The following is a 21,809-nucleotide window of genomic DNA, read 5'->3' on the forward strand; positions in this document are numbered from 1 at the left end:
CGCGAACCGCCCGCGAGGGCGTCGCTTTTTGCCGTGTCGAGGTTCTGCCGTGACTGTCTACCTGCCGATCGCAGAGCTGTCGGTGAACATCTTCATCATCCTGGGCATGGGCGCGGCCGTGGGCTTTCTCTCGGGCATGTTCGGCGTCGGCGGCGGCTTCCTGATCACGCCGCTTTTGATCTTCTACAACATCCCGCCGGTGGTGGCGGTCGCAACCGGCGCAAACCAGGTCGTCGCCTCCTCGATTTCCGGCGCGATCACCCATTTCAGGCGTGGCACGCTCGACATGAAACTCGGCTCGGTCCTGCTTATCGGCGGCCTTGCGGGCGCGACGGCGGGTGTGTGGGTCTTCTCGTGGCTGAGGCGTATCGGGCAGCTCGATCTGTTCATCTCGCTGCTCTACGTCGTGCTGCTGAGCTCGATCGGCGCGCTGATGCTGCAGGAAAGCGTCCGGGCGATGCGCCGGGCGAAGAACAACAACCCACTACCGATCAAGCGTCCCGGCCAGCACAACTGGGTGCACCGGCTGCCGCTCAAGATGCGGTTCAAGAAATCGAAGATCTATCTTTCCGCCATTCCGGTGGTCGGGCTCGGCTTCGGCATCGGCGTGCTGACCTCGATCATGGGCGTCGGCGGCGGCTTCATCATGGTGCCGGCGATGATCTATCTCCTGCGCATCCCCACCAGCGTCGTCGTCGGCACCTCGCTGTTCCAGATCATTTTCGTCACCGCCTACACGACAATGGTGCAGGCGGCGACCAACTATTCCGTCGACATCGTGCTGGCGACGATCCTGATGGTGGCGGGCGTGATCGGCGCGCAATACGGCGTTCGCGTCGGGCAGAAGCTGCGCGGCGAACAGCTGCGCGCGCTCCTGGCGCTGCTGGTTCTCGCCGTCGGCATCCGCCTGGCGATCGGGCTGATCGTCACGCCGAACGACGTCTATTCGGTCGCTGTCGGAGGGATGTCCTACTGATGCGCCGGTTTCTCCGCACCGCCCTCCTCCTGCCGTTCCTGGCACTCGCCTTCCCGGTCGAGGCGCAGGTGCCGTTCGGGCAGGCATCAGGCGTCAAGGAGGGGCTGGAGATCGGCACCTCGACCAGCGAAATCGCCATCGCTTCGGATTTCCGCGGCGCCGACCTGACGATCTTCGGGGCGCTGACCAACGCCGACGAACTGTTCCTGGCGATCGGCCAATACGACGTTGTCGTGACGCTCGAAGGGCCGAAGGACTATGCGACGGTGCGCAAGAAGGAGCGCGTCTTCGGGATCTGGATGAACACCGAGGGCCTGACCTTCGAACAGGTGCCGGAAAGCTATTCGCTCGCCAGCACCCGGATGATCGACAGCATCGACGAGGCGCCGAGCCTCAACAATATCGGGGTCGGCATCGACCACCTGGCTCTGAACCCGGTCGGCTACATCCCCGATTCCGGCATGATCGGCGAATTCCGCGACGCCTATCGGCGCCTGAAGCTGTCGAACGGACTTTATCAGCGCGACACGAGCGGCGTGCGCTTTGTCTCGTCGAGCCTGTTCCGCGCCTCGCTGAAACTGCCGGCCAACATTCCGGACGGGATGCACATGGTGCGCGCCTACCTGTTCAAGAGCGGCCAGCTGATCAACCAGCGGGAAATGCCGCTGCGGGTGGTCAAGACCGGCATCGAACAGGCGATCACCGACGCCGCCCATGACCGGCCGCTCGCCTACGGTTTCCTGTGCGTGCTGATCGCCATCATCACGGGCTGGGGCGCCAGCATCGTCTTCCGCAAGGACTGAGCATCGCATCGTCAACTTAGCGGAATGTGGAACTTGATGTGAGATGACGATGCCCGTGCATGATAGGCGAGTGACATGGCGCACCTCCTCACCTGACATGAGCGAGGAAACCTGACAAGGATGTGACGAAGGTGTGGCTATCCCAGATTTCCACCGGGTGTTTTGTTCAGCGTGGAAAAGCAGGGCAAATCACGACATTCTCCCTGAGTTGACGAGGTAGCGATGGCAAATGACGGACACTCCAAGGCAAGCATTGATTGACCTCGTCCCGGCCCTAGCCAGGCACCAAGCACGAGTCGATGCAGCCGCCGGCATTCGGTGGGACGCTGTAGAGAGCTCTATTGCCATAACCGATCGCCTGCCAACGCCGCGTTGGTAGTGAAACACATGACGCTCGCCACGGAACTGGCTTTCAACGTGGGCCGCGGCAGTGTGGGGAAAGCGATAGGCCCTGAACGAAAGTGGTCGGTCGGCTCCCACCGACCGCTTTGCCCGGCTCGGCCATGAGGAGGTAAAGGAGGCGCGGCTTGTCGTTCCGGGAAAATTTCCGCATTCTTGACTTCGATCAAGATGCGCGCCTCTCAATCGCCCTACATGGGGTCGAAAGAGGGATGGAATATGGAACGTCTGGTATTTGAACGAGATATTTGCGGAAAAAGCTACCGGGTTTGCGTGCGAACGAGGCCGCAGAACACTCCTATATTTACTTATCAGGTCTATCGCGCCCTCCCCGATCGAAATATCTGGCAAGGTGTCCCGCCGGCATGGAGCAGTGTTAGATCAATGATGGATGAGGCATTCGCTTCCGACTTGGCGTCTTTCCGTACTCGCGCGGTCTAGAAAATTTCCCGCTCTTCGTCCCTGATGTGGAACTATCTGTGCCGCTCCCGGTTTCATTGCTGTCGCGAGGGCAAATACCCGTCCCTCATTAGATCGTTCGTCGCCCCCACGAACACGCTCTCGCGACCCCTCCCCTCACATGCGCCAGTCCGCATTTACAGTACTCACTTCAAGCCTTGCCGGTTTCGGCGCGACACCTATCTCAATTGCCATGACCGACGTCGCTCCCCCACTGGTTCCGCGCGGTGACGAGAACCGCCACATTTTTTGTCAGATGGCGGTCTTTCCTCCATTGCAAGATGTAATATCGGCGGCAGAGCGCGCCGGGTGGAACGAACTCGAGACTATGGCGGCTATAATCGAGGTCATGGACACTCTCATGCTAGGGGCCGGAACTAACGCCGAAGTAGATGAGCTGCTGAAGGCCGTGCGCCGCAAGATGGAGTGACCGAACCCTAAAAAGAAGCCCGCAGGAGCGGGCCGAGTCAGGGGATTTTCGGAGTAGTCGGAGACGCAGCGGCATCGGTGGAGGTGCCGATGATTGGAAGGGTCGCTACGCCCGTTATTCGAACTGCGACCGAGGGCAGACGTTCCACCCGTGAGGCAATATCCTCGTCGCCCCCCGGATTTTGGGAGTTCCCCAACCCAAGTAGGCCGCTATACCTATGCGGGTGTTTCCTAGGAAGGAGGACCTCCTTGACGAAAACTACCTCACCTTGCCAATTTGCAGCATGAAAACCGAAATCGTGACGTCGCGTAAGAAGACAATCCTCTTGTTACTCGGGTCCCTTGTCTTCGTAGTGGGAGGTGTTCTTTCGCCGCGCGTGAGCTATTGGGCTGACCTGTTTTTTGCCATGTGCTCGATTGCCTTTGTGGCAATGCTCTTTCGGCCCTATCGGCTGACTTTGGACAACGAAGGCCTAACCCTTTCCGGGGGGAGTCAGCGGTCACCGTTCAAAATTCCATGGCGCGACGTGGACAGATTCTTTGTCTCACGCCCTCGGCTCGGCGTAACCATGATTAGCTTCAACTACAGCGCCAACGCTTCCAAGAAACCGCGCGGAACAGCGTTTGCGCGCACCCTCACCGGCGCAGATGGCGGACTTCCAGGCGGATGGTCAAAATCAGACGCCGCCGTAGTCTACATTTTGAACGAATACCGCCAACAGGCTCTGGCCGACGACCAAACGTTTCGACTGCCGGAAAATTTCTCTACGACCTATGCTGGCAAGCCGTAAGTCTCCGACGCATTATTCGAGTCGCGCCGCCCGTTGAACGGCGGAGGCCGGAGGTTTCTGTCATCCGCTCTGTATAGTCATGACAAGCCGGCGTCGGGCTCCACCGGGATTTCCACCACTCGACCGATTTCGTGGAGATAGGCGATAATGTCATCCTTCAGGTGGTCTCGCTCGCCGAACGCCGAGGAAACGAGCTCGATGCGGCGGTAAGCTTCCCTGTCAGTTGGATCGACCGGCTCGGCCAGAACATAGCCGATCGTCCCGATCGCCTGGATGTTGCTTCCAGCTTCGATCATGGCGGCAACGAACGCTTCAACTTCATCTTTGGTCATGGCGGCAGTTGATCATTTTGTTGCCGCTGCGCAACCCCTCAGTTCCTCAAAACAGCTGGAGATCAAATCAGAAAAAACCCCGCAACCGGTTAAGGATACGGGGCAGCAAGTACACAGGGAACGCCCCATAGGTCTACCAGGACAAGGGGGGCCGGAACCAGACCTCGAGGTCCAGTTTCCCTAAAAACCTTCGTTGCCAGCTTGGCAATTGTCAAGTCTCTCAAGAGTGTGACCAATCCAACACAGCTTTTGCAGGTAAATCTGATACTCTGCACCCGAGTTCCAAGCAGTCCCCTCCCAAGGTTATCGAGCCTCGCGAAAGCGGGGCTCTTTTCGTTCGTCGCCGGTGCTTGACTCCCTGCAACTTCGTGTCAGTTTTCCGGCATGAGCACACACCACCGCTTTGACGTTCGCAAAGACGGCGAACATACCTGGGAAATATTCGACACCACCAACGGCCGTACTGTGGTTCTCCGGGGCGAGCCCTTTTGCGGCCTGCCGCAAGACAGTGCCGATACCTTGGCAGACTATATGAACTCGGCGGGTATGGCGCCTGATAAGGTCACGCTGCATTGAGTCCCACAAACAACTTCATCGCGGTACCGGTCCGTGCAGCCAATGAGGTCGAGAAGCTCCATGGAGAAGAAGCTCGCCGCCTACTGAACCCGCGCGATAACGACGATCCGCGATATGAGGGAGACACTCGGTATCCCGCGTAGCAATACGGCAGCCGACGCAGTTATCGACCTGCAGACGACTGCCGTGGCCTTGGACCTGGGCAATCGATCGCCCGAAGAGGTCAAGGCTGCACTTCTTGATGCCGCCGGCATAATCCGGGACCTGCATATCGTGCGGGATAGCGGAACGGAAATTCAGATCGACCGGAACTGAGAGATGGGCACCGAGCCCTCGGAAGCGCCCGGCTAGACATCGGTCACAGGTCGGTGGGTCAAGCGGGTTCCAGTCTTAGCGGCTGTGCGGGCGATTTCGCCGAAGCTCGACCAGCGCCGTCATATTGTTCGGCTCGGAGTAATACCCGGCGCCGCTGGAGCAGTAATCGAGCAGGCTCTTGCCGTTCGCCCAGCCATGAACGCGATCGTATGGATCTTGATGCCGTCGGTCTTGGTCGTCTGACGCTGCGTGCGAACCGTGGGGGCGGAACAAGAACTGTTCCGGGTGACACACTGAGACCGAACGAAGCACGAACGCCCGTAATTGATCTGTAGACGACGCTGCCGGCGTCCCTCCCCTGTATAGTTTGACCGCGCGCTTGCAGAGACGCCGCTCAATCATTATAGTCACTATGGTCATTCTAGTTATAAGTGAGACAATGCGATCATCAATGCACGATGATATGATCTGGACGGTTGCGGGGGCGAAGGCAAAACTCTCGGAAGTTATGGAGCGCGCCCAGTTGGCACCTCAGACCATCACCCGCAATGGGAAGCCGAGCGTGGTGGTTGTCTCTGCCGAAGAGTGGCAGAAGAAGACTGCGCGCAGAGGATCGCTTGCGGAATTTCTATTGGCATCGCCTCTGCGTGGTTCCGATCTGGACATCGAGCGGCAAGGCGACGAACCGCGTGACTTGTCCCTATGAGACTGCTCCTCGACACGAATGTTCTGTCAGAAGTTACGAAACCTCGCCCTGCTGAAGGTGTCTTGAACTGGCTTCACGGGCTTGATGAAGATCGAACGTTCATCAGCATTGTCTCGATTGCCGAAATCCGCCGCGGTGTTGCGCTGATGGAAAACGGGCGAAAGCGCGACGCCCTGGACGAGTGGCTCGCGCATGATCTGCCCCAACGTTTCGACAACAGGGCTATTGCGGTGGAAAGTGCGGTTGCTTTTGCGTGGGGTGACCTGATGGCACTTGCCAAGCGAAGCGGCCGGGGACTCGCATCAATGGACGGTCTGATTGCGGCCACGGCCATCGCTCACGATTTGACGCTTGCCACACGCAATACCAAGGATTTTGAGGGCCTCGGAATAGACATGGTTGACCCATGGGCGGCCTGACTGGGCCTTCGCATATGCTATGACAGGATACCGCGGGTGCTGGACTTGCTGGCTGCCCGTGGGATTATTGTCTCGGACCACCGTACGGCTGCGGGCGGAGAAATTCGGTCGCACGTTTGCCAACGAGATCCGTCGTCGATCATCCGGTCGGCTTGGAGACAACTCTCGATGAAGCCGATGTTTCACTCCGCGGCAAGAAGCATTGGCTGTGGCGCGCAGTTGATCAGGACGGTTTCGTCCTGGAGGTTCTCGTACAAAGCCGCCGAAATGCAAAGGCTGCCCAGCGCCTGATGCGCAAGCTCTTGAAGGGTCAGGGACGATCGCCGGGCATGATGATCACAGACAAGCTGCGGTCCTACGGTGCAGCAAAGCGAGAGATCATGCCGGGTGTAGAGCATCGCTCCCACAAAGGGTTGAACAATCGGGCGGAGAATTCTCACCAGCCAGTCCGGCGACGAGCGCGGATCATCAAGCGCTTCAAGTCACAGCGACATCTACCACGCTCGTCTCCATCCATGATCGATCACCAACCTGTTTCAAATCCCGCGCCACGACATCTCCTCCCACCACCATCGCGAACTGCGAACGGCGGCGACGAACCTGTGGATGAAAATTACCCGAGCATGAGAGAGATCTGCGGATGGCGTCTTTAGCTGGCCCTCCCTCTGTTAATTGACGATGCTCTGATCATTCCGCCGCATCGGCCACCGCCGCGTTGCGGGCGACGACTTCGAGATAGGCGGCACGCAGGCGGTCGAAGACGGAAGGCTTGCCCGGATCGCGCGGCGCCTGCAGATGCAGGACGCGCAACTCGGCCATGAAGTCCTCCCAGAGCGGCCGGCCGCCTTCCTCAAGCAGTTGTGCGCGGATCGAAAGCTCTTCGGAAACCGGCATGAAACGGCGGCCCCAGGCACCCATTTCCGCAAAGATCGGCACCAGGCGGATCGACATCTCCGTAAGACTGTAGATCCCTTTCTGCTTGTGGCTCGGGTCGTCCCCGCGAGAAAGCAGGCCGCGCTCGACGAGCCGCTTCAGCCGGTCGGCAAGGATGTTGGAAGCGATGCCTTCCTCGGAATTCTGCAGCAGTTCGCGGAAGTGGCGGCGATTGCCGAACATGATGTCGCGGATAACGATCAGGCTCCAGCGGTCTCCGAGAACCTCCAGCGTCAGATTGATCGGGCAACCCGACCGATAGGCTTCGTTCATTTTTTTCTCCAATACCGCTTGCATTCTACAATCAGTTTGAGTAACTTTCAACTACTTGCTTTTTGCAACCGGTTTAAACGTGATGGAGGATGACATGAGAAAGCTGGTAGCCTGGAACCTGATGAGCCTCGACGGATATTTCGAGGGCGAGAAACCGTGGGATCTCGCCTTTCACTCCTATGCCTGGGGGCCGGAACTGGAAAAGCTCTCCGAGCAGTTCGGTGAGGAAGGCGACCTCCTGGTGTTTGGCCGCAAGACCTACGAGGGCATGGCGGCCTATTGGCCGACCGCCGACGAAGGCGGCAAGGTCAAGAACTATATGAACAATATCGCCAAAATCGCCGTGTCGAAGACGATAACGGACGCCCCCTGGAACAATACGCGGGTCGTCAGCGATCCCGTTGCCGAACTCACCAGGCTGAAAGGCGAGGACGGCAGGACGATCTTCATCTTCGGCAGCGCCGAACTGGTGGCCTCGCTGATGAAGGAAGGCCTCGTCGATGAATACAGGCTGTGCATCGCCCCTGTGCTTCTCGGTTCCGGCAATCCGCTCTTCAAGAAGACCGAACAGCAGACCGAGCTCAAACTGCTGAGCTCGAATGCGGCGGCCAACGGAGCGGTGATCCTGACCTATGCGGTGGGCAAGGCGGCCTGACGCCGCAGGCGAAGGACCGGCTGCGCTGCGCGGCCGGATCTTCACATCCGAGCCACCTTCTCCCTTCGGCTAATTGCGCCTTGCCGAGCGCGATATATGGTCACCGTTCCAGGAGAAAGGATCAACCAAGGGTCCTGTCAGCTACACGCACCATCATTGCCCATCTTCAGTGATCGAGCGGCTTCGCTTGCCAGCCGCGCCGCAATGGTTCGTCAGCGTCTCCTCTGCGGTCCCAAATCTGTTGGTCCTAACCAACCTGAATCAGACAGCTGTCGCCGTCCACCTGCATCGCTTCAGGCGATCGCACATCGCAGAAGCGCGGCAGGGATAGCCGCATGATGCTCCATCCCCGCCGATTGCGCATTCGTCCCGACTAACCGCCTGACATCACCGACGCGCAGGCATACGGATCGATCTGTCGCGCATTGGTGGTGAGCAATAGTGTCGAGTTCGTCTCGCCTTGCGAAACTGTTCCCGGCGAGACGGAATCTCAGTTGAGCTCAAGGCATAAAATTAGCGCGACTCAAATGCAGGATATTAGTGTTTCTCAAACGGCACCCGATCAGTGATGAAATCCGAAGAGCTCAGCCGTGTCCACCGGAAACGACTACAGGACAATGGGTTCCTCGAAGAAATCATGAAGGGCTGGCTGGCGGTGAACTCGCGGCCGTCGGCCAACAACAGGATCGATACGGCCTGGAGTACCGTCTACTGGGAGTTCGTTGCCAGATACCTGGAAGACCGTTTCGCGGGTGAAGGGCGGTTGTCCCCGATGCGCGACGAACCCAGCCGCCGTCCGCTATCCGGATCAAGAACCTGTGGGCGAAAATGGGGAAAGACGCCCTCAGCCAAATCGGATTCGAGCAAGTGCGCATCAACGACCGGAACGGATATATCGCCGACATTGATGAGCGTTATGTGGCAGACGCCCTGAACTCGCTTTCGATCGAGGGTTGCGAGGTATCGGAAGAGCTGATCCGGAGGGTACAGGACGGTCAGTGGAAACCGGACGAGGACGCACAGGACTAAGAGACGAAGAACGCGCTCGCCGCCAAGGGATACAGGCTGGCTTTTGAGGAGGTACGCGATGACATCAGGAAGATCCTTGAGGGAGCACCTACCGGCGAACTGCTCGAAGCACGGCACCGGGATTGGTTCCGAGCCATGTTCAGCCCTTCGGTAACCGCGGGTATCATCAAGGCGCACCAACTCGCCGGCTACCGATCGTACAATGTGTATCTGCGGGGTCCTCGCATGTCCCCTTATCGCCGCATGCAATCGCCGACGCCATGGATGCACTGTTCGAGAGCATGTCGGAAGAATCCGATGCACGCGTGAAGGCAATCCTCGCCCCTTTCCTATTCACCTATATCCACCCATTTCCGGACGGGAACGGACGCACGGCGCGCTTTTTGATGAATGCGCTTCTCGCCGAGTGCGGAGCGCCATGGACTGTCATTCCTGTTGCGCGCCGTGACGAGTACATGAATGCCCTGGAAGAGGCGAGCCAGCACGAAAACATCGTGCCTCTCACGAACTTTGTCTCCGAGCTGGTTAAAGCGCCGGCACCATCCACGCCTGGGCGGAAAGAAAGCTAGAGCAAGGGCAAAGGCGAGGACGGCAAGACGTTCTTCATCTTCGGCAGCGCCGAACTGCTGGCCTTGCCGATGAAGGAGGCCTCGTCGATGAATACGGGCTGTGCATCGCCCCCGTGCTTCTCGGTTCCGGCAATCCGCTCGTCAGGAAGACCGAACAGCAGACCGAGCTCAAGCTGCTGAGTTCGAATGCGGCGGCCAACGGAGCGGTGATCCTGACCTGTGCGGTCGGCAAGGCGGCCTGACGCCGCAGGCGAAGGACCGGCTGCGCTGCGCGGCCGGATCTTCACATCCGAGCCACCTTCTCCCTTCGGCTAATTGCGCCTTACCGAGTGCGATATATGGTCACCGTTCCAGGGAGAAGGACGATGGCCGATACGGAATGCGAAGCGCCTGCGGAACGGGAAATCGAGGGCGACGCCCGTTCGTCGCGTCCTGCGGGAGCGCCTGTGAGCATGGTCTGCCGCGACGGCATCACCATCCACGGGCACCTCTGGCCGGCCCGGTCCCCGGCCATCGGCAGCGTCATCGTCAACCCGGCGACCGGAGTGCTTGCCCGTTATTACCACTATTACGCCGACTTCCTCGCCGGCGAAGGTTTCGACGTGCTGACCTACGACTATCGCGGCATCGGCCTTTCCCGGCCCGATAGCCTGAAGGGATGCGGCTATCGCTGGCGGGAATGGGGCGAGCAGGATTTCGACGCGGCGCTGAGGTTCATGGACGCGGCCCGGCCGGTACAACCGCTTTACGTCGTCGGCCACAGTATCGGCGGTTATCTGCCGGGGCTTTCGCCGATGGCCAAACGCATCGACCGGATGCTGACCATGGGAGCGCAATATGCCTACTGGCCGGACTATGCCAGCGGCCATCGCCTGCGGCTGTTTCTGAAATGGCATGTAATGATGCCGGCGCTGACGGCCGCCTTCGGCTATTTTCCCGGCAAGCGTCTCGGATGGCTGGAGGACCTGCCGGCGGGCGTGGCGAACGAATGGAGTTTTCGCCAGGCGCGGATGGAGGCGACCCATCCGGCAGCGGAACGCGGCGATTTACTGCGGCGGTTCGAAGCGGTGACGGCGCCGATCCTGGCGGTGACGATGTCGGACGACGACATCGGGACGGTGGCTGCAATCCGGCGCACACTCCGGTATTATCGCAATGCCCAGGTGACGCAGGTGCTGCTGAAACCGGAGGATTACGACCTGGCCGCCATCGGACATTTCAGCCTGTTCCACTCCCGGCATCGGCAAGGCTTCTGGCACGACACACTTCGCTGGCTGCGGGACGGCATCAATCCCTGGCCGGGCCATGTTATTGCGTCGTCCAGACCTGAGGCTTGCGCTGGATCAATGGGGGATCCCGGTTACATGCGATGATGTCATCAGGTTAAAAGGAGGCACAGATGTTCAAACACGTTCTCATTCCGACCGACGGCTCTCCGCTTTCGACCAGCGCGCTGGAAAAGGCGCTCGACTTCGCACACGAAATCGGCGCGGAAGCCACCGTTGTGGTGGTAATGGAACCGCTGCAGGTCCTGACGCTCAATCCGACCGGCATGGAAGTCGTCTACGCGCAATACGACCGCCAGAACAACGAGGCGGCCGATGGCATTCTCGCCGACGCGAAGGAAGCGGCGAAACAACGGATGGTCGCCTGCGAAACGGTGAAGCTTGGCAGTCTCGATCCCGCGAGTACCATCATCGAGACCGCGGGCGCCTATCATTGCGACGTCATCGCCATGGCCTCGCACGGCCGCTCCGGCTTCAAGGCTTTCATGCTCGGTAGCGTGACGATGAAAGTGCTGGCGCATTCCAAGACGCCGGTACTGGTCTATCGGTAAGACCTGGTCTACCCCGGCCTGGCTGCGGATGCTTCATTCAAAGCCGGCCGGTCATGCGATGCTTTACACCTTCGATATTGCGGCGCACAATGCTCCCTTGGCCCGGGGGACAGTGAATGATGACCGTATTTGAAGGCCTAAAGGGGGAACTCGCCGCCGGCACGACAGTCTTGGCGCTGGTAGATTACAATGTCACCGAATTTCGCGACGGCGACAGTTGCCGTTATGTCGGGCATGTTCGCACCAAACCGTCCATCCTGCGAACTGCACTGAACGCTCCGACCCTCCGGCTCGGTGGCCACCGGATAACCCTCAACGCGGTCGAGCACGAGGATTGGGTATCATTTCATCTGGACAGGTTTCCCTAAATGCGGGACGCGCGGTTGTTGGATCTGGCGAGATCGTCATCGTTCCGGATCGAACCTGTGCCGGCGTCATCGGAGCTGTCGGTGATGGATGACATCCGCGACCCCGCATGTGGTCGGGCGCTTGGACAGGTTTAAAACAGACGGTCAACCGATCAGATTGGCGTAGCGCACCGAATAAATGCGCTCGCGGCCGAGAAGGTGCGCGACCAGGGCCTCACGGTCGAACAGGCCGTTCATGGCCCTGTGGCGCAGGTCGAGGCCACCAGCGAGCACGCCGAAGGCCGGCATGAGCAGGCGGGTTCCGTCGCTGGCAAAACACGGACGGCGCACGGATTTTTCACGGCGTCGGACGGTGGCGGAAGGATGAAGGTGGCCGGCGATCTCGCCCTTGCTCCCCCCTGGGCCGGAAATCAGGCTCGGCTCGTGGCGGAAGACGAGGCCGCCATAAAAGAGTTCGTCGGTGCAGGTGCCGGGCAGATCGACCGTGCCGTCCGGATCATGATTGCCGTTGATCCAGATCCAGTTGCGCCCGCGTGCCATGGTCGTGATCAGCGCACGCAGGTCGGGGGCAAGATGTTCAGAACCCTTGCGATCGTGGAAATTGTCGCCGAGCGAGACGACGATCTTCGGATCATAGCGGGCGATGACCGCCGACAGGATGTTGAGCGTGGCGATCGTATCGTAGGGCGGCAGCATCATGCCGCGGCGCGCAAACGCCGCACCTTTTTCCAGATGCAGGTCGGAGACGACGAGAATGCCGGTTTCTGGCAGATAAAGCCCCCCGAGCGGATCGCAGACGGCAAGCACGCCGTTCACGACGATCTCTTCCGCACCGGTTGCGGCAGGTCCCCCAGAAATCGTTCGCGCCAAAGCGAGGCGGTGCATCAATTCAATGTCTTCCAGTCCAGCGTACCGCATCAGCCAAGCGCCTCCGCGATCAGTTCGTCGGCGGCTTCCTGCAGCACCGCATCATGCGCCTCGCCCGGAACGCTCTCCTTGCCGATTTCCAGCATGATCGGAACGGCAAGTGGCGAAACGCGGTCGAGATCGCGGTGGGTGATGTGCCCCCTGATTCGCGCCAGCATATCGCCTAATCGGGCAAGATCCAAAAGACCGGATGCCGCATCCCGCCGCGTCGCCTCCAAAAGCACGTGGTCCGGTTCGTGGCTGCGCAGCACGTCGTAGATGAGATCGGTCGAGACGGTGACCTGCCTTCCGGTCTTTTCCTTGCCCGGATGACGGCGCTCGATCAGGCCGGAAATCACCGCGCAATTGCGGAAGGTGCGCTTGAGCATATACGATTCGTCGAGCCAGGCTTCCAGGTCGTCGCCGAGCATGTCCTCGTCGAAGAGGTCCGAGAGGCTGAGGCGGCCGGACCCGATCATCGCGCCGATGTCGTTAAGCCCCCAGATGGCCAGCGAATAGTCAGTGGCGACGAAACCGAGCGGTCGGGCACCGGTGCGCTCCAGCCGCCGGGTCAAGAGCATGCCGAGCGTCTGGTGGGCGAGCCGTCCTTCGAAACAATAGGCAATCATGAAGAACCGTTTTCCGCGCGGAAAGGTCTCGATGAGAAGTTCATCCCTGGCCGGCAGCATCGAGCGTTCGCGCTGGATGTTCAGCCAGTCGCGGACCTGGTCCGGCAGCACGCCCCAGCGGTCGGGATCGGCGAGCATGCCGCGCACCTGGTCGGCGAGATAGGTGGAGAGCGGGAATTTTCCGCCGGCATAGGCGGGGATTTTCGGATCGAGCGAGAAGGCGTTGGAAACGAGGCATTCGTTCTCGCGGATGCCCTCGAACCGCAGCACCTTGCCGGCGAACAGGAAGGTATCACCCTGCACGAGCTGTTCGAGGAAATATTCCTCGACCTTGCCGAGCGACATGCCGCCCCGGCCGACGGTTCCCTTTGCCAGCCCTTGGGCATTGCGCTTCACCAGCCGGACATTGAGCTCGGTCGCCTCGACGATCGTGCCGAGGTTCAGGCGGTATTGCTGCGCGACCGCCGGATTGGAAACCCTCCAGCGGCCTTCCTTGGTCTTGCGGATCTTGGCGTAACGCTCGTAGGAGCGCAGCGCATAACCGCCGGTCGCGACGAAATCGACGATGCGCTCGAACATTTCCCAGGAGAGGGTGGCATAGGGCGAGGCTGATGTGATCTCGTCGTAGAGTTCGACCGGATCGAACGGTTCGGCGCAGGCCATGCCGAGCACGTGCTGGGCGAGCACGTCGAGCGCGCCCTCGCCCACCGGCGGCGTATCCTGGGCGCCGAGATAATTGGCGTCGAGCGCCGCCTGGCATTCCATCACCTCGAAGCGGTTGGCCGGCACCAGGATCGCCTTCGACGGTTCGTCCATCCGGTGGTTGGAGCGGCCGATGCGCTGGGCGAGGCGCGAGGCCCCCTTCGGCGCGCCGACATGCACGACGAGATCGACATCGCCCCAGTCCATGCCGAGGTCCAGCGTGGAGGTGGCGACGACGGCGCGCAGCTTGTTGGCCGCCATGGCGGCTTCTACCTTGCGGCGCTGCCCGGCATCGAGCGAGCCGTGATGCAGCGCGATCGGTAGATTGTCCTCGTTGATCGTCCAGAGCGTCTGGAACAAGAGTTCCGCCTGGAAGCGGGTATTGACGAAGATCAGCGTCGTCTTGTGGCGCTTGATCTCCTCGTAGACCTCCGGGATCGCATAGGTGGAGACATGGCCGGACCATGGAATGCGGTCCTCCGTGCGCATGATGGTGATGTCGGGCGCCGCGCCGCCCGTGACATGCACGAGGCCGGCGGGCAGCGCGGGATCTTCACCCTGCGGCACCAGCCAGCGCTGCAGATCCATCGGATCGGAGACGGTGGCCGAGAGGCCGATGGTGCGCATCTGCGGCGCGTGCCGGCGGATCCGGGCAAGGCCGAGCGACAGGAGATGGCCGCGCTTGGAGGTGACCAGTGAATGAAGCTCGTCGAGAACCACGTATTTCAGGTCCTTGAAGAAACGTTCGGCCTCCTTGTTGGCCAGCAGCAAGGCTACCTGTTCCGGCGTGGTCAGGAGGATGTCCGGCGGGTTGAGCTTCTGGCGCTGGCGTTTGGCCTGCGGCGTGTCGCCGGTGCGGTTCTCGATCGAAATGTCGAGGCCCATCTCGAAGACGGGCTTCATCAGGTTGCGTTCGATATCGACGGCCAGCGCCTTCAAGGGCGAGATGTAGAGCGTGTGGATGCCGGTGAAGGCGGAGCCCGGCGGGATCCGGCCGCGGCGGGTGAGATCGGTCAGCGACGGCAGGAAACCGGCAAGCGTCTTGCCGGCGCCGGTCGGCGCGATCAGCAGCATGTTTTCGCCCGACGTGGATCGCGACAGCAGTTCGAGCTGGTGGGCGCGCGGCTGCCAGCCCTTCTCCGCGAACCATTTCTGGAACGGCCGGGGCAGAAGCGCGGCGTCACGGCCGGTAGACTGGGTTTCGACGATATCCACGCCCGGTAAGGTAAGAGAAAACGGTCGAAAAAGAAGGGGCTTGACGCCGCCGATAATCATAGATAAATTTTATCCGTGATTAGGAGATGAGCGATGAAACTCGGCGACGGCGTCGAACAGGCAATCCACAGCGTCAGCATGCTTTCCAGCCTTTCGGAAGGCGGAGTGCTTTCGGCGGCAGCGCTGGCGGAATTTCACGGCGTTTCGACGAGCTATCTCCTGAAGCATCTTCAGGCGCTTTCCGGTGCCGGCATCGTCGACACCGTGCCGGGGCCGAAGGGCGGATATCGTCTGGCGAAGGCGACGGACGAGATCACCCTGCTCGACATTGTGCTCGCCGTCGAAGGACCCGCACCGGCCTTCCGCTGCGCCGAAATCCGCCAGCGGGGCCCGAACCCGCTGCCGGGACGGTACTTTACCAAACCCTGCGGCATCAACGCCGCGATGCTGAAGGCCGAAAAGGCCTATCGCGCCGAACTCGCCAAGGTGACGATCGCCGACATCCTGGCGGACCTCAGCGCAACCGACGACGGCGGCATCGCCGCACGCGGCTGCGCCTTCCTGGAAATCAACGAACGCAGAACCGCCCGGTAACCGGGCCATAGGCACGCCGAAGGCGGCCATAAACCAAGGAGAAGACCCATGCATCAGCGTCTCAACATGCTCAAGGCCGCCCCGGAAGCCATCAAGGCCGTCACGGCCCTCGAAAACTATGTGCAGGCTTCCGGGCTGGAGCGTCGCTTCATCCACCTCATCAAGCTGCGCGCTTCGCAGATCAACGGCTGCGCATATTGCGTCGACATGCATGTGAAGGAATCACGGCATGACGGCCTTTCGGAACAGTGGATCAACATGATGTGCGTCTGGTGGGAATCGCCGGTGTATGACGACAAGGAACGCGCCCTGCTCGGCTGGGTCGATGCGGTTACCCGCATCGCCGATACCGGCATTCCGGACAGCGCCTTCGACGCTCTGAAGGAGCATTTCTCCGAAGAGGACATGGTCAAGATCACCGTCGCTCTCGGCGCCATCAACACCTGGAACCGGCTGGCCGTCGGCTTCCGCAACCAGCATCCGGTCGACAAGCCGGCCAGCAAGGCCGCCTGACCCAACCTGCCGCCTCGATCACCGCGCGACGATATACCGGTCGGAGCGGTGATTGATGGCCAGAACAAGGTTGAGCACGACAGCGCCCAGCACCGACCACGCGACGGTGATGGGCGAAACCACCGCGAAGGCGCAGAGCATGACGCAAAGATCGAAGGCGAGTTGGATCAGCCCTGCCTGGATGCCGAACCGTTCCTGGATATAGATCGCCAGAATGCCGACCCCGCCGAGCGAGGCGCGGTGGCGGTAAAGCCCGAGCAGGCCGTAACCGAGCACCAGGCCGCCGAGCAGGGCTGCCCAGAACGGGTGCAGGTACTGGATCAGGAAGAAATGGCTTTCCAGTTCGGTGATGACCGAGACCAGCGCGATGGCGATGAAGGTCTTCAGCGAGAAGGCGAGGCCCAGGCGCTTGAACGACAGGTAGTAGAACGGCAGGTTGACGATGAAGAACAGCAGGCCGAACGAAATGCCGAACGCATAATGCAGCAGGAAGGCGACGCCCGCCGTGCCACCGGTCAAAAGGCCTACCTCGTTCAGGAAGTAGAAGCCGAGCGCCGACACCATGGCGCCGATGAACAGGCCCTGCGCATCTTCCAGCAACGTATGTTGTGCCGGATCGGCGCTGTAAAATCCGAGACCGCGCCTCTGCTGCTCAGCCAATTTGAACCCCTCAGGTTTTCGGTGATATTGCACTGCAATAAAACCGTCGGCAAGGGTCTTCAAGCGTTCATCGGCGGGCACGAGAAAAAGCAAGAAACAGCAGGTTCAGCCGGGCTTTTGCGACAGAAACAGAATGCCGTGGACCGGTTTTCCGGCATCCATGCGAATGACGGTGTTTTCCGCCCTGAGGAGGTCCAGGCCGAAGCGGGAAAGCAGCGCGCGGATAAAAGCCTCGGAATGGGCGTAACGCAGGGAATCCCGCAGCACGAAACCCTCCCCCTCGCCCGCATCCTCGACCGAGAATGCGAAAAGACCGGCCGGCAACAACAGTTCGAGCACCAGCGGGAACACGGTTTCGAGCGAACCCAGATACATCAGCACGTCGGCTGCCGAGACGAGATCGGCGCGGTGGGGCGAGAGGTCTCCGAACAGGCCGGAAGCATCCGATGCGAGACTGAGGTCGGACTGTCCGAGATGGTCGTAAAGACCCTTGGCCTGCGCCTTCGCCAGCATGTTGAGCGAAAGATCGAAACCTTCGAGGCGCCCGGTCCGGCCGCGGATCTCGGCACCGAACAGGCCGGTGCCGCAGCCGAGGTCGACGGTATTGCGAAAAGGTCCGTGCGGCGTGACCAGCCCCGCCAGCTTGCCGGGCACCGAATAGCCGAGCTTTTCGACCAGTGCCGTGTCGAACCGGCCGGCATAATCGTCGAACAGGCCTTCGACATAACGGCTCGGCGGCCGGTCGGGCGTCTGCTCTGCGCCGATCAGCGCAAGTTTCAGGCGGGCGCCAAACACATCGTCCGGCCGCAGGGCCAGGGTCTGGCGGTAGGCATCCGCGGCCCCGGCGAGACCGGCCTTGTCGCGATATTCGCCGAGCCGGAACCAGCCGGCGGCCCAGCCGGGCGTCAGTTCGAGCGCCTGTTCCATCAACTCCGCCGCAGCCGCGAAATCTCCGCCCTCCGCCAGCATGCGGGCGTAATCGGCGCGGCGATCGGCGGTGGCGTCGCCCGAGGAGAATTGGCTGGAAAACGGGCTGGGCGGCATGGATGATCCTCGAAGGTGGAGGTTCTTTGCCGAAGCCACAAAAAAACTCAAGTTCTATCTGAGGGGAAACGCTTGCGGTGGCAACGGCTGCCGATTATCTCTCATTGGAAATTCGGAGAAGGACAAGAATGGCGGACGGGGTCAACAGGTTCCTGGGCGATACGCCGGGTCGCACGATCGTCAAGCTGATCGTGGTGTGCCTGCTGGTGGGTTTCGTGCTGGCATTTTTCGGCTTCACGCCGGACAATATCGTCGACACGATCCGCTACTGGTTCCTGGACCTCTGGTATAACGGCTTCAGGGCACTCGGACGGGTCGGCAATTATCTCGTGCTCGGCGCGATCATCGTCATTCCGATCTTCGTCATCCTGCGCCTGATAAGCTACCGCCGCTGACATGACTTCGCTGATCAAACCTTCCCGGCGGGACCTCCTCGTCTTTTCCGGCATGGCGCTGGTGCTGGCCGGCTGCTCCACCACCGCCGTCCTGACGCCGACTGCCGGTGCCGAGGACGAAACCCAGGCAGCTCTTCCGATGGTCAACAAGCTGCGCCAGAGCCGCGGCCTGTCTGCGCTGGCGCTCGACATGCCGGCGCGAAAGGCGGCGGCCCGCCAGGCGGTTCGCATGGCGAAGGCCGACGAAATGAAGCACCTGATCGGTTTCGGCGACAGTTTCGGCGCCCGGATGAAGAGCAGTGACGTGGCGCTGCCGGCAGCGGAAAACATTGCCAGCGGGCAGGATACGGTCGCAGCCGCCGTGCAGGCCTGGATCGATTCACCCAAACATCTCGAAAACATGCTCGGCTCCTATCGGGGGCTCGGGGTTGCCATGGCCCGGTCCTCCGCCGGTGCCCGGCCCTACTGGGCCATGGTCCTTTCCGGCTGACCCATGGAGAGCGGGGGGCGTGATCACGAGACCGGGGCTGCCAGGCCGTTCGACGTGACGCACCGGCTGGTGCTCGGCATCGCCATCCCCATGACGCTCGGCTTCCTGACGACGCCGCTGCTCGGCCTCACCGACACCGCGGTGGTCGGGCAGCTCGGCCAGGCGGAAGCGCTGGCGGGTCTGGCGATCGGCGCCATCCTCTTCGACCTCATCTATGGCAGCCTCAGCTTTTTCCGCACCTCGACAACCGGGCTGGTGGCGCAGGCCTTCGGCCGAGGAGACAGCCGAGAACAACAGGCGGTATTCTGGCGGGCGTTTCTGAGCGCGATCGGTCTCGGGGTGATCATGCTGGCGTTCTCGCCGCTGATCCTTCGATACGCGCCGGACCTGATGACCAGTGACCCGGCCGTTGCCGAGGTGACGCGGCACTATTTCGGCATCCGGGTGCTGACGAGCCCGGCAACCTTCGCCAATTTCGCCATTCTCGGTTTCGTGCTCGGGCGGGGCCACGGCATGCTGGGCCTGGTGCTGCAGATCATCCTCAACGGCACCAATATCGTGCTCGCCATCCTGTTCGGCCTGGTGTTCGGCTGGGGCGTGGCGGGCGTCGCCTGGGCGACCGCGGCGGCGGAAGTGACCGCCGCGGTGATCGGCCTTGCCATCGTCGGCCGGCAGTTTTCCGCCGCCGACAGGCCGACGCGCGCGGATATCTTCGACGCGGCCAAGCTGCGCCAGCTCTTCCAGCTCAATGCCGACATACTGATCCGCTCGCTGATATTGAACGGCGCCTTTGCGGTGCTGACCCGGGTCGGATCGAGTTTCGGGGCGGTGACGCTGGCGGCGAATGCGGTGCTGATGAACATCTTCATGCTCTCGGCCTTCTTCCTCGACGGGCTCGCGGGTGCTGCCGAACAGCTCGCCGGCCGGGCGGTCGGCGCCCGGTACCGGCCGTCCTTCGACCGCGCGCTGAAGCTGACCGGCCTCTGGTCCTTCGTGATGGCCGGTGTGGTCGGGTTGTTCTTCGTGGTCTTCGGCCAGCCGATCATCGAGCTTCTGACCACCTCGGAAGACGTGCGGCAGGAAGCTTATGTCTATTTCGGCTGGGCGGCCGTGACCGGCCTGTCCGGCGCGCTCGCCTTCCAGATGGACGGCGTGTTCATCGGCGCCACATGGTCGCGCGAGATGCGCAACATGATGCTCGTCTCATTTGCGGGCTATTGCATCAGCCTTGCCGTGCTCGTGCCGATGATGGGCAATCACGGGCTCTGGCTGTCGCTCAACCTGTTCCTCCTGATGCGCGGCTTCTTCCTGGCAGCCATGGTGCCGCGCAAGGCGCGTCAGAGTTTTATCCCGGCCCATTGATCGAGGCGGGTATCCCGCAGCTCGCGGATCGAAGAGACCTTCTCCCGGTCGAGAAGGCCCGAGAGCTCCTTGACGATCGTCGCCGGCAGGCCGGGTCCTTCATAGACCATGCAGGAATAGAGCTGCACGAGGTCGGCACCGGCGCGAATCTTTTCCAGCGCATCCGCCGCGCTCGAAACGCCGCCGACGCCGATGACGGCGAGGTCCGGGCCGACGCGCTTGCGCACCTTGGCGAGAACCGCGGTCGAGCGCCTGAAGAGCGGGGCGCCGGAAAGACCGCCCGCTTCCTTCGCCTGGACCTGGTCCTTCAATCCATCTCGGGCGAGCGTGGTGTTGGAGACGATCAGCCCGTCGAGCGGATGCGCGGCCGCCTCGGCCGCGATATCGTCGAGGCCCTCCTCGGTCAGATCGGGTGCGATCTTCAGGAAGACCGGAACGGTCCGGCCATGGCGCAGCGCCTCCTCGGCGCGGGCAGTGAGCACGGCGTCAAGCAGCGCCTTCAGGCTGTCGCGCGCCTGAAGATCGCGCAGGCCCGGCGTATTGGGCGAGGAGATGTTGACGGTGAAATAGGTGGCGAGCGCATAGAATTTCCGGATGCCGGCGACATAGTCGGCGACCCGGTCGGCGGCATCCTTGTTGGCGCCGATATTGACGCCGACAATGCCCGGCGCGTTGCGCCGCGCGGTCAGGCGCGCGAACGCCGCCTCATGGCCCTCGTTGTTGAAGCCGAGCCGGTTGATGACGCCACGGTCCTCGACGAGCCGGAAAATGCGCGGCTTGTCGTTGCCCGTCTGGGCCTTCGGCGTCACCGTGCCGATCTCGGCAAAACCGAAACCGAGTTTCAGCATCGCATCCGGCACTTCGGCATTCTTGTCATAACCGGCCGCAAGCCCGATCGGGTTTGGAAAACGGATACCGGCGACCATCTGGGCAAGCCGCGGATCGGGAGCCAGGCGGCAGGCGGGCACGAGGCCGGTCTTGAGAGCGGCGATCGACAGGCCGTGGGCGGTTTCCGGATCGAAAACGAAAAGGCTGCGCGCGGCAAACCCGGCAAAGGGGCCGATCATGGCATTTTCTCCGGAAAGGCATGAAGGCCATCGACGCCGATCAGCAGCGGCATTTCCCAGAGCACGGCAGAAAAGGGCAGCGTGTCGTAAAGATGCGGGAAAAGATCGCCTCCGCGGGAGGCTTCATATTTCAGCGCCTCGCCGAGACTGGGCGCATTGACGGCGACCAGCATCAGGCCGGCGACGCCGGCAAAGTGCAGCCTTGCGGTCTCCTTCGCCTGCGTACCGGTCGAAAAATGGATATAGCCGTCCTTGAGGTCGATTTCCGCGCCTTCGAAGACACCTTTTTGCTTTGCCTGGCGCCAAAGCGTTTCCGGCACGATCTTGTACACTATATCCGTCATCATCAACTCTCGGGGACCT

At 61.4% G+C, this 21,809-nt stretch carries 26 protein-coding genes and 1 pseudogene; 19 read left to right on the top strand and 8 right to left on the bottom strand.

Annotation, left to right across the window (positions count from 1 at the left end):
• The first annotated feature begins 49 nt into the window (after positions 1–49).
• From ACZ9EJ_RS22105 to ACZ9EJ_RS22115, 3 genes are all read left to right on the top strand, one after another.
• A complete protein-coding gene (locus ACZ9EJ_RS22105; protein WP_046632973.1) occupies positions 50–976 on the top strand; it encodes a sulfite exporter TauE/SafE family protein in 927 nt (308 codons plus the stop codon).
• Positions 976–1,779, top strand: coding sequence for a TIGR02186 family protein (locus ACZ9EJ_RS22110; protein WP_052754151.1), 804 nt, complete (start codon positions 976–978; stop codon positions 1,777–1,779). Before ACZ9EJ_RS22105 ends, ACZ9EJ_RS22110 begins: the two co-directional genes overlap by 1 nt.
• Positions 1,780–3,350: 1,571 nt before the next feature.
• Positions 3,351–3,857, top strand: a complete 507-nt coding sequence (locus tag ACZ9EJ_RS22115; protein ID WP_476099847.1) for a hypothetical protein — start codon at positions 3,351–3,353, stop codon at positions 3,855–3,857.
• A 77-nt stretch (positions 3,858–3,934) separates the two neighbouring features.
• On the opposite strand, the gene ACZ9EJ_RS22120 is transcribed toward ACZ9EJ_RS22115, so the two are convergent.
• Positions 3,935–4,189, bottom strand: a complete 255-nt coding sequence (locus tag ACZ9EJ_RS22120) for a hypothetical protein (protein ID WP_046632977.1) — start codon at positions 4,187–4,189, stop codon at positions 3,935–3,937.
• Positions 4,190–4,879: 690 nt separating this feature from the next.
• Here ACZ9EJ_RS22120 and ACZ9EJ_RS22125 point away from each other — a divergent pair.
• The 4 genes and pseudogenes from ACZ9EJ_RS22125 to ACZ9EJ_RS22140 form a co-directional block, all read left to right on the top strand.
• Positions 4,880–5,080 carry a hypothetical protein gene (locus ACZ9EJ_RS22125; protein WP_476099848.1) on the top strand — a complete coding sequence of 67 codons (201 nt, stop codon included), beginning with the start codon at positions 4,880–4,882 and terminating at the stop codon, positions 5,078–5,080.
• A 451-nt stretch (positions 5,081–5,531) separates the two neighbouring features.
• Positions 5,532–5,786 carry a type II toxin-antitoxin system prevent-host-death family antitoxin gene (locus ACZ9EJ_RS22130; protein ID WP_370650378.1) on the top strand — a complete coding sequence of 85 codons (255 nt, stop codon included), beginning with the start codon at positions 5,532–5,534 and terminating at the stop codon, positions 5,784–5,786.
• Positions 5,783–6,205, top strand: coding sequence for a type II toxin-antitoxin system VapC family toxin (locus tag ACZ9EJ_RS22135; protein WP_046640558.1), 423 nt, complete (start codon positions 5,783–5,785; stop codon positions 6,203–6,205). The genes ACZ9EJ_RS22130 and ACZ9EJ_RS22135 overlap by 4 nt, the downstream gene beginning before the upstream one ends.
• Before the next feature lie 36 nt (positions 6,206–6,241).
• A pseudogene (locus tag ACZ9EJ_RS22140) lies at positions 6,242–6,832 on the top strand (IS6 family transposase); the annotation flags it as partial.
• A gap of 60 nt (positions 6,833–6,892) precedes the next feature.
• Here ACZ9EJ_RS22140 and ACZ9EJ_RS22145 read toward each other — a convergent pair.
• A complete protein-coding gene (locus ACZ9EJ_RS22145) occupies positions 6,893–7,411 on the bottom strand; it encodes a winged helix-turn-helix transcriptional regulator (RefSeq protein ID WP_046632986.1) in 519 nt (172 codons plus the stop codon).
• Between the two features lie 94 nt (positions 7,412–7,505).
• Here ACZ9EJ_RS22145 and ACZ9EJ_RS22150 point away from each other — a divergent pair, with 94 nt between their 5' ends.
• The 7 genes from ACZ9EJ_RS22150 to ACZ9EJ_RS22180 all read left to right on the top strand — a co-directional run bounded on the left by ACZ9EJ_RS22150 (position 7,506) and on the right by ACZ9EJ_RS22180 (position 11,869).
• Complete coding sequence (locus tag ACZ9EJ_RS22150) at positions 7,506–8,066, top strand: dihydrofolate reductase family protein (protein WP_046632988.1); 561 nt, start codon at positions 7,506–7,508, stop codon at positions 8,064–8,066.
• Positions 8,067–8,933: 867 nt separating this feature from the next.
• Entirely contained in the window at positions 8,934–9,095 is a 162-nt protein-coding gene (locus ACZ9EJ_RS22155) for a hypothetical protein (protein ID WP_476099850.1), read from the top strand.
• A 260-nt stretch (positions 9,096–9,355) separates the two neighbouring features.
• Positions 9,356–9,664, top strand: coding sequence for a Fic family protein (locus tag ACZ9EJ_RS22160; RefSeq protein WP_052754153.1), 309 nt, complete (start codon positions 9,356–9,358; stop codon positions 9,662–9,664).
• Positions 9,637–9,906, top strand: coding sequence for a dihydrofolate reductase family protein (locus ACZ9EJ_RS22165; RefSeq protein ID WP_080954181.1), 270 nt, complete (start codon positions 9,637–9,639; stop codon positions 9,904–9,906). The genes ACZ9EJ_RS22160 and ACZ9EJ_RS22165 overlap by 28 nt, the downstream gene beginning before the upstream one ends.
• Before the next feature lie 123 nt (positions 9,907–10,029).
• Positions 10,030–11,037, top strand: a complete 1,008-nt coding sequence (locus ACZ9EJ_RS22170) for an alpha/beta hydrolase family protein (protein ID WP_046632992.1) — start codon at positions 10,030–10,032, stop codon at positions 11,035–11,037.
• A gap of 26 nt (positions 11,038–11,063) precedes the next feature.
• Positions 11,064–11,501: a universal stress protein gene (locus ACZ9EJ_RS22175; protein WP_046632994.1), complete on the top strand. Its 438-nt coding sequence runs from the start codon at positions 11,064–11,066 to the stop codon at positions 11,499–11,501.
• 116 nt (positions 11,502–11,617) lie between these two features.
• On the top strand, positions 11,618–11,869 hold the full coding sequence (locus ACZ9EJ_RS22180; protein WP_041364525.1) for a hypothetical protein: 252 nt from the start codon (positions 11,618–11,620) through the stop codon (positions 11,867–11,869).
• A gap of 144 nt (positions 11,870–12,013) precedes the next feature.
• Here the strand turns inward: ACZ9EJ_RS22180 and pdeM are convergent, their stop codons facing one another.
• On the bottom strand, positions 12,014–12,754 hold the full coding sequence (gene pdeM / locus ACZ9EJ_RS22185; RefSeq protein WP_304655648.1) for a ligase-associated DNA damage response endonuclease PdeM: 741 nt from the start codon (positions 12,752–12,754) through the stop codon (positions 12,014–12,016).
• A gap of 32 nt (positions 12,755–12,786) precedes the next feature.
• Complete coding sequence (locus ACZ9EJ_RS22190) at positions 12,787–15,381, bottom strand: ligase-associated DNA damage response DEXH box helicase (protein WP_080955734.1); 2,595 nt, start codon at positions 15,379–15,381, stop codon at positions 12,787–12,789.
• Positions 15,382–15,414: 33 nt separating this feature from the next.
• Here ACZ9EJ_RS22190 and ACZ9EJ_RS22195 point away from each other — a divergent pair, with 33 nt between their 5' ends.
• Positions 15,415–15,915 carry an RrF2 family transcriptional regulator gene (locus ACZ9EJ_RS22195; RefSeq protein ID WP_046632998.1) on the top strand — a complete coding sequence of 167 codons (501 nt, stop codon included), beginning with the start codon at positions 15,415–15,417 and terminating at the stop codon, positions 15,913–15,915.
• Positions 15,916–15,963: 48 nt separating this feature from the next.
• Entirely contained in the window at positions 15,964–16,428 is a 465-nt protein-coding gene (locus ACZ9EJ_RS22200) for a carboxymuconolactone decarboxylase family protein (RefSeq protein WP_046633000.1), read from the top strand.
• An 18-nt stretch (positions 16,429–16,446) separates the two neighbouring features.
• Here the strand turns inward: ACZ9EJ_RS22200 and ACZ9EJ_RS22205 are convergent, their stop codons facing one another.
• A complete protein-coding gene (locus ACZ9EJ_RS22205; RefSeq protein ID WP_046633326.1) occupies positions 16,447–17,088 on the bottom strand; it encodes a YitT family protein in 642 nt (213 codons plus the stop codon).
• Between the two features lie 105 nt (positions 17,089–17,193).
• On the bottom strand, positions 17,194–18,132 hold the full coding sequence (locus ACZ9EJ_RS22210) for a class I SAM-dependent DNA methyltransferase (RefSeq protein WP_046633004.1): 939 nt from the start codon (positions 18,130–18,132) through the stop codon (positions 17,194–17,196).
• Positions 18,133–18,260: 128 nt separating this feature from the next.
• Here ACZ9EJ_RS22210 and ACZ9EJ_RS22215 point away from each other — a divergent pair, with 128 nt between their 5' ends.
• From ACZ9EJ_RS22215 to ACZ9EJ_RS22225, 3 genes are read left to right on the top strand one after another with little or no spacing between them, the layout of a single operon-like run.
• Positions 18,261–18,527 (top strand): DUF6460 domain-containing protein, encoded by a 267-nt coding sequence (locus tag ACZ9EJ_RS22215; RefSeq protein WP_046633006.1) that lies wholly within the window; start codon positions 18,261–18,263, stop codon positions 18,525–18,527.
• Position 18,528: 1 nt separating this feature from the next.
• Positions 18,529–19,017: a CAP domain-containing protein gene (locus tag ACZ9EJ_RS22220; RefSeq protein ID WP_046633008.1), complete on the top strand. Its 489-nt coding sequence runs from the start codon at positions 18,529–18,531 to the stop codon at positions 19,015–19,017.
• Positions 19,018–19,020: 3 nt separating this feature from the next.
• Positions 19,021–20,379, top strand: coding sequence for an MATE family efflux transporter (locus ACZ9EJ_RS22225; protein WP_046633010.1), 1,359 nt, complete (start codon positions 19,021–19,023; stop codon positions 20,377–20,379).
• Here the strand turns inward: ACZ9EJ_RS22225 and ACZ9EJ_RS22230 are convergent.
• Both ACZ9EJ_RS22230 and ACZ9EJ_RS22235 read right to left on the bottom strand, forming a co-directional pair.
• Positions 20,355–21,446 carry a quinone-dependent dihydroorotate dehydrogenase gene (locus ACZ9EJ_RS22230; protein ID WP_046640559.1) on the bottom strand — a complete coding sequence of 364 codons (1,092 nt, stop codon included), beginning with the start codon at positions 21,444–21,446 and terminating at the stop codon, positions 20,355–20,357. The two genes, ACZ9EJ_RS22225 and ACZ9EJ_RS22230, sit on opposite strands and share 25 nt — an antisense overlap.
• Entirely contained in the window at positions 21,443–21,793 is a 351-nt protein-coding gene (locus tag ACZ9EJ_RS22235) for a DUF952 domain-containing protein (RefSeq protein WP_251090248.1), read from the bottom strand. The genes ACZ9EJ_RS22230 and ACZ9EJ_RS22235 overlap by 4 nt, the downstream gene beginning before the upstream one ends.
• Positions 21,794–21,809 lie beyond the last annotated feature (16 nt).

This window comes from Neorhizobium sp. USDA 3394, assembly GCF_056280385.1.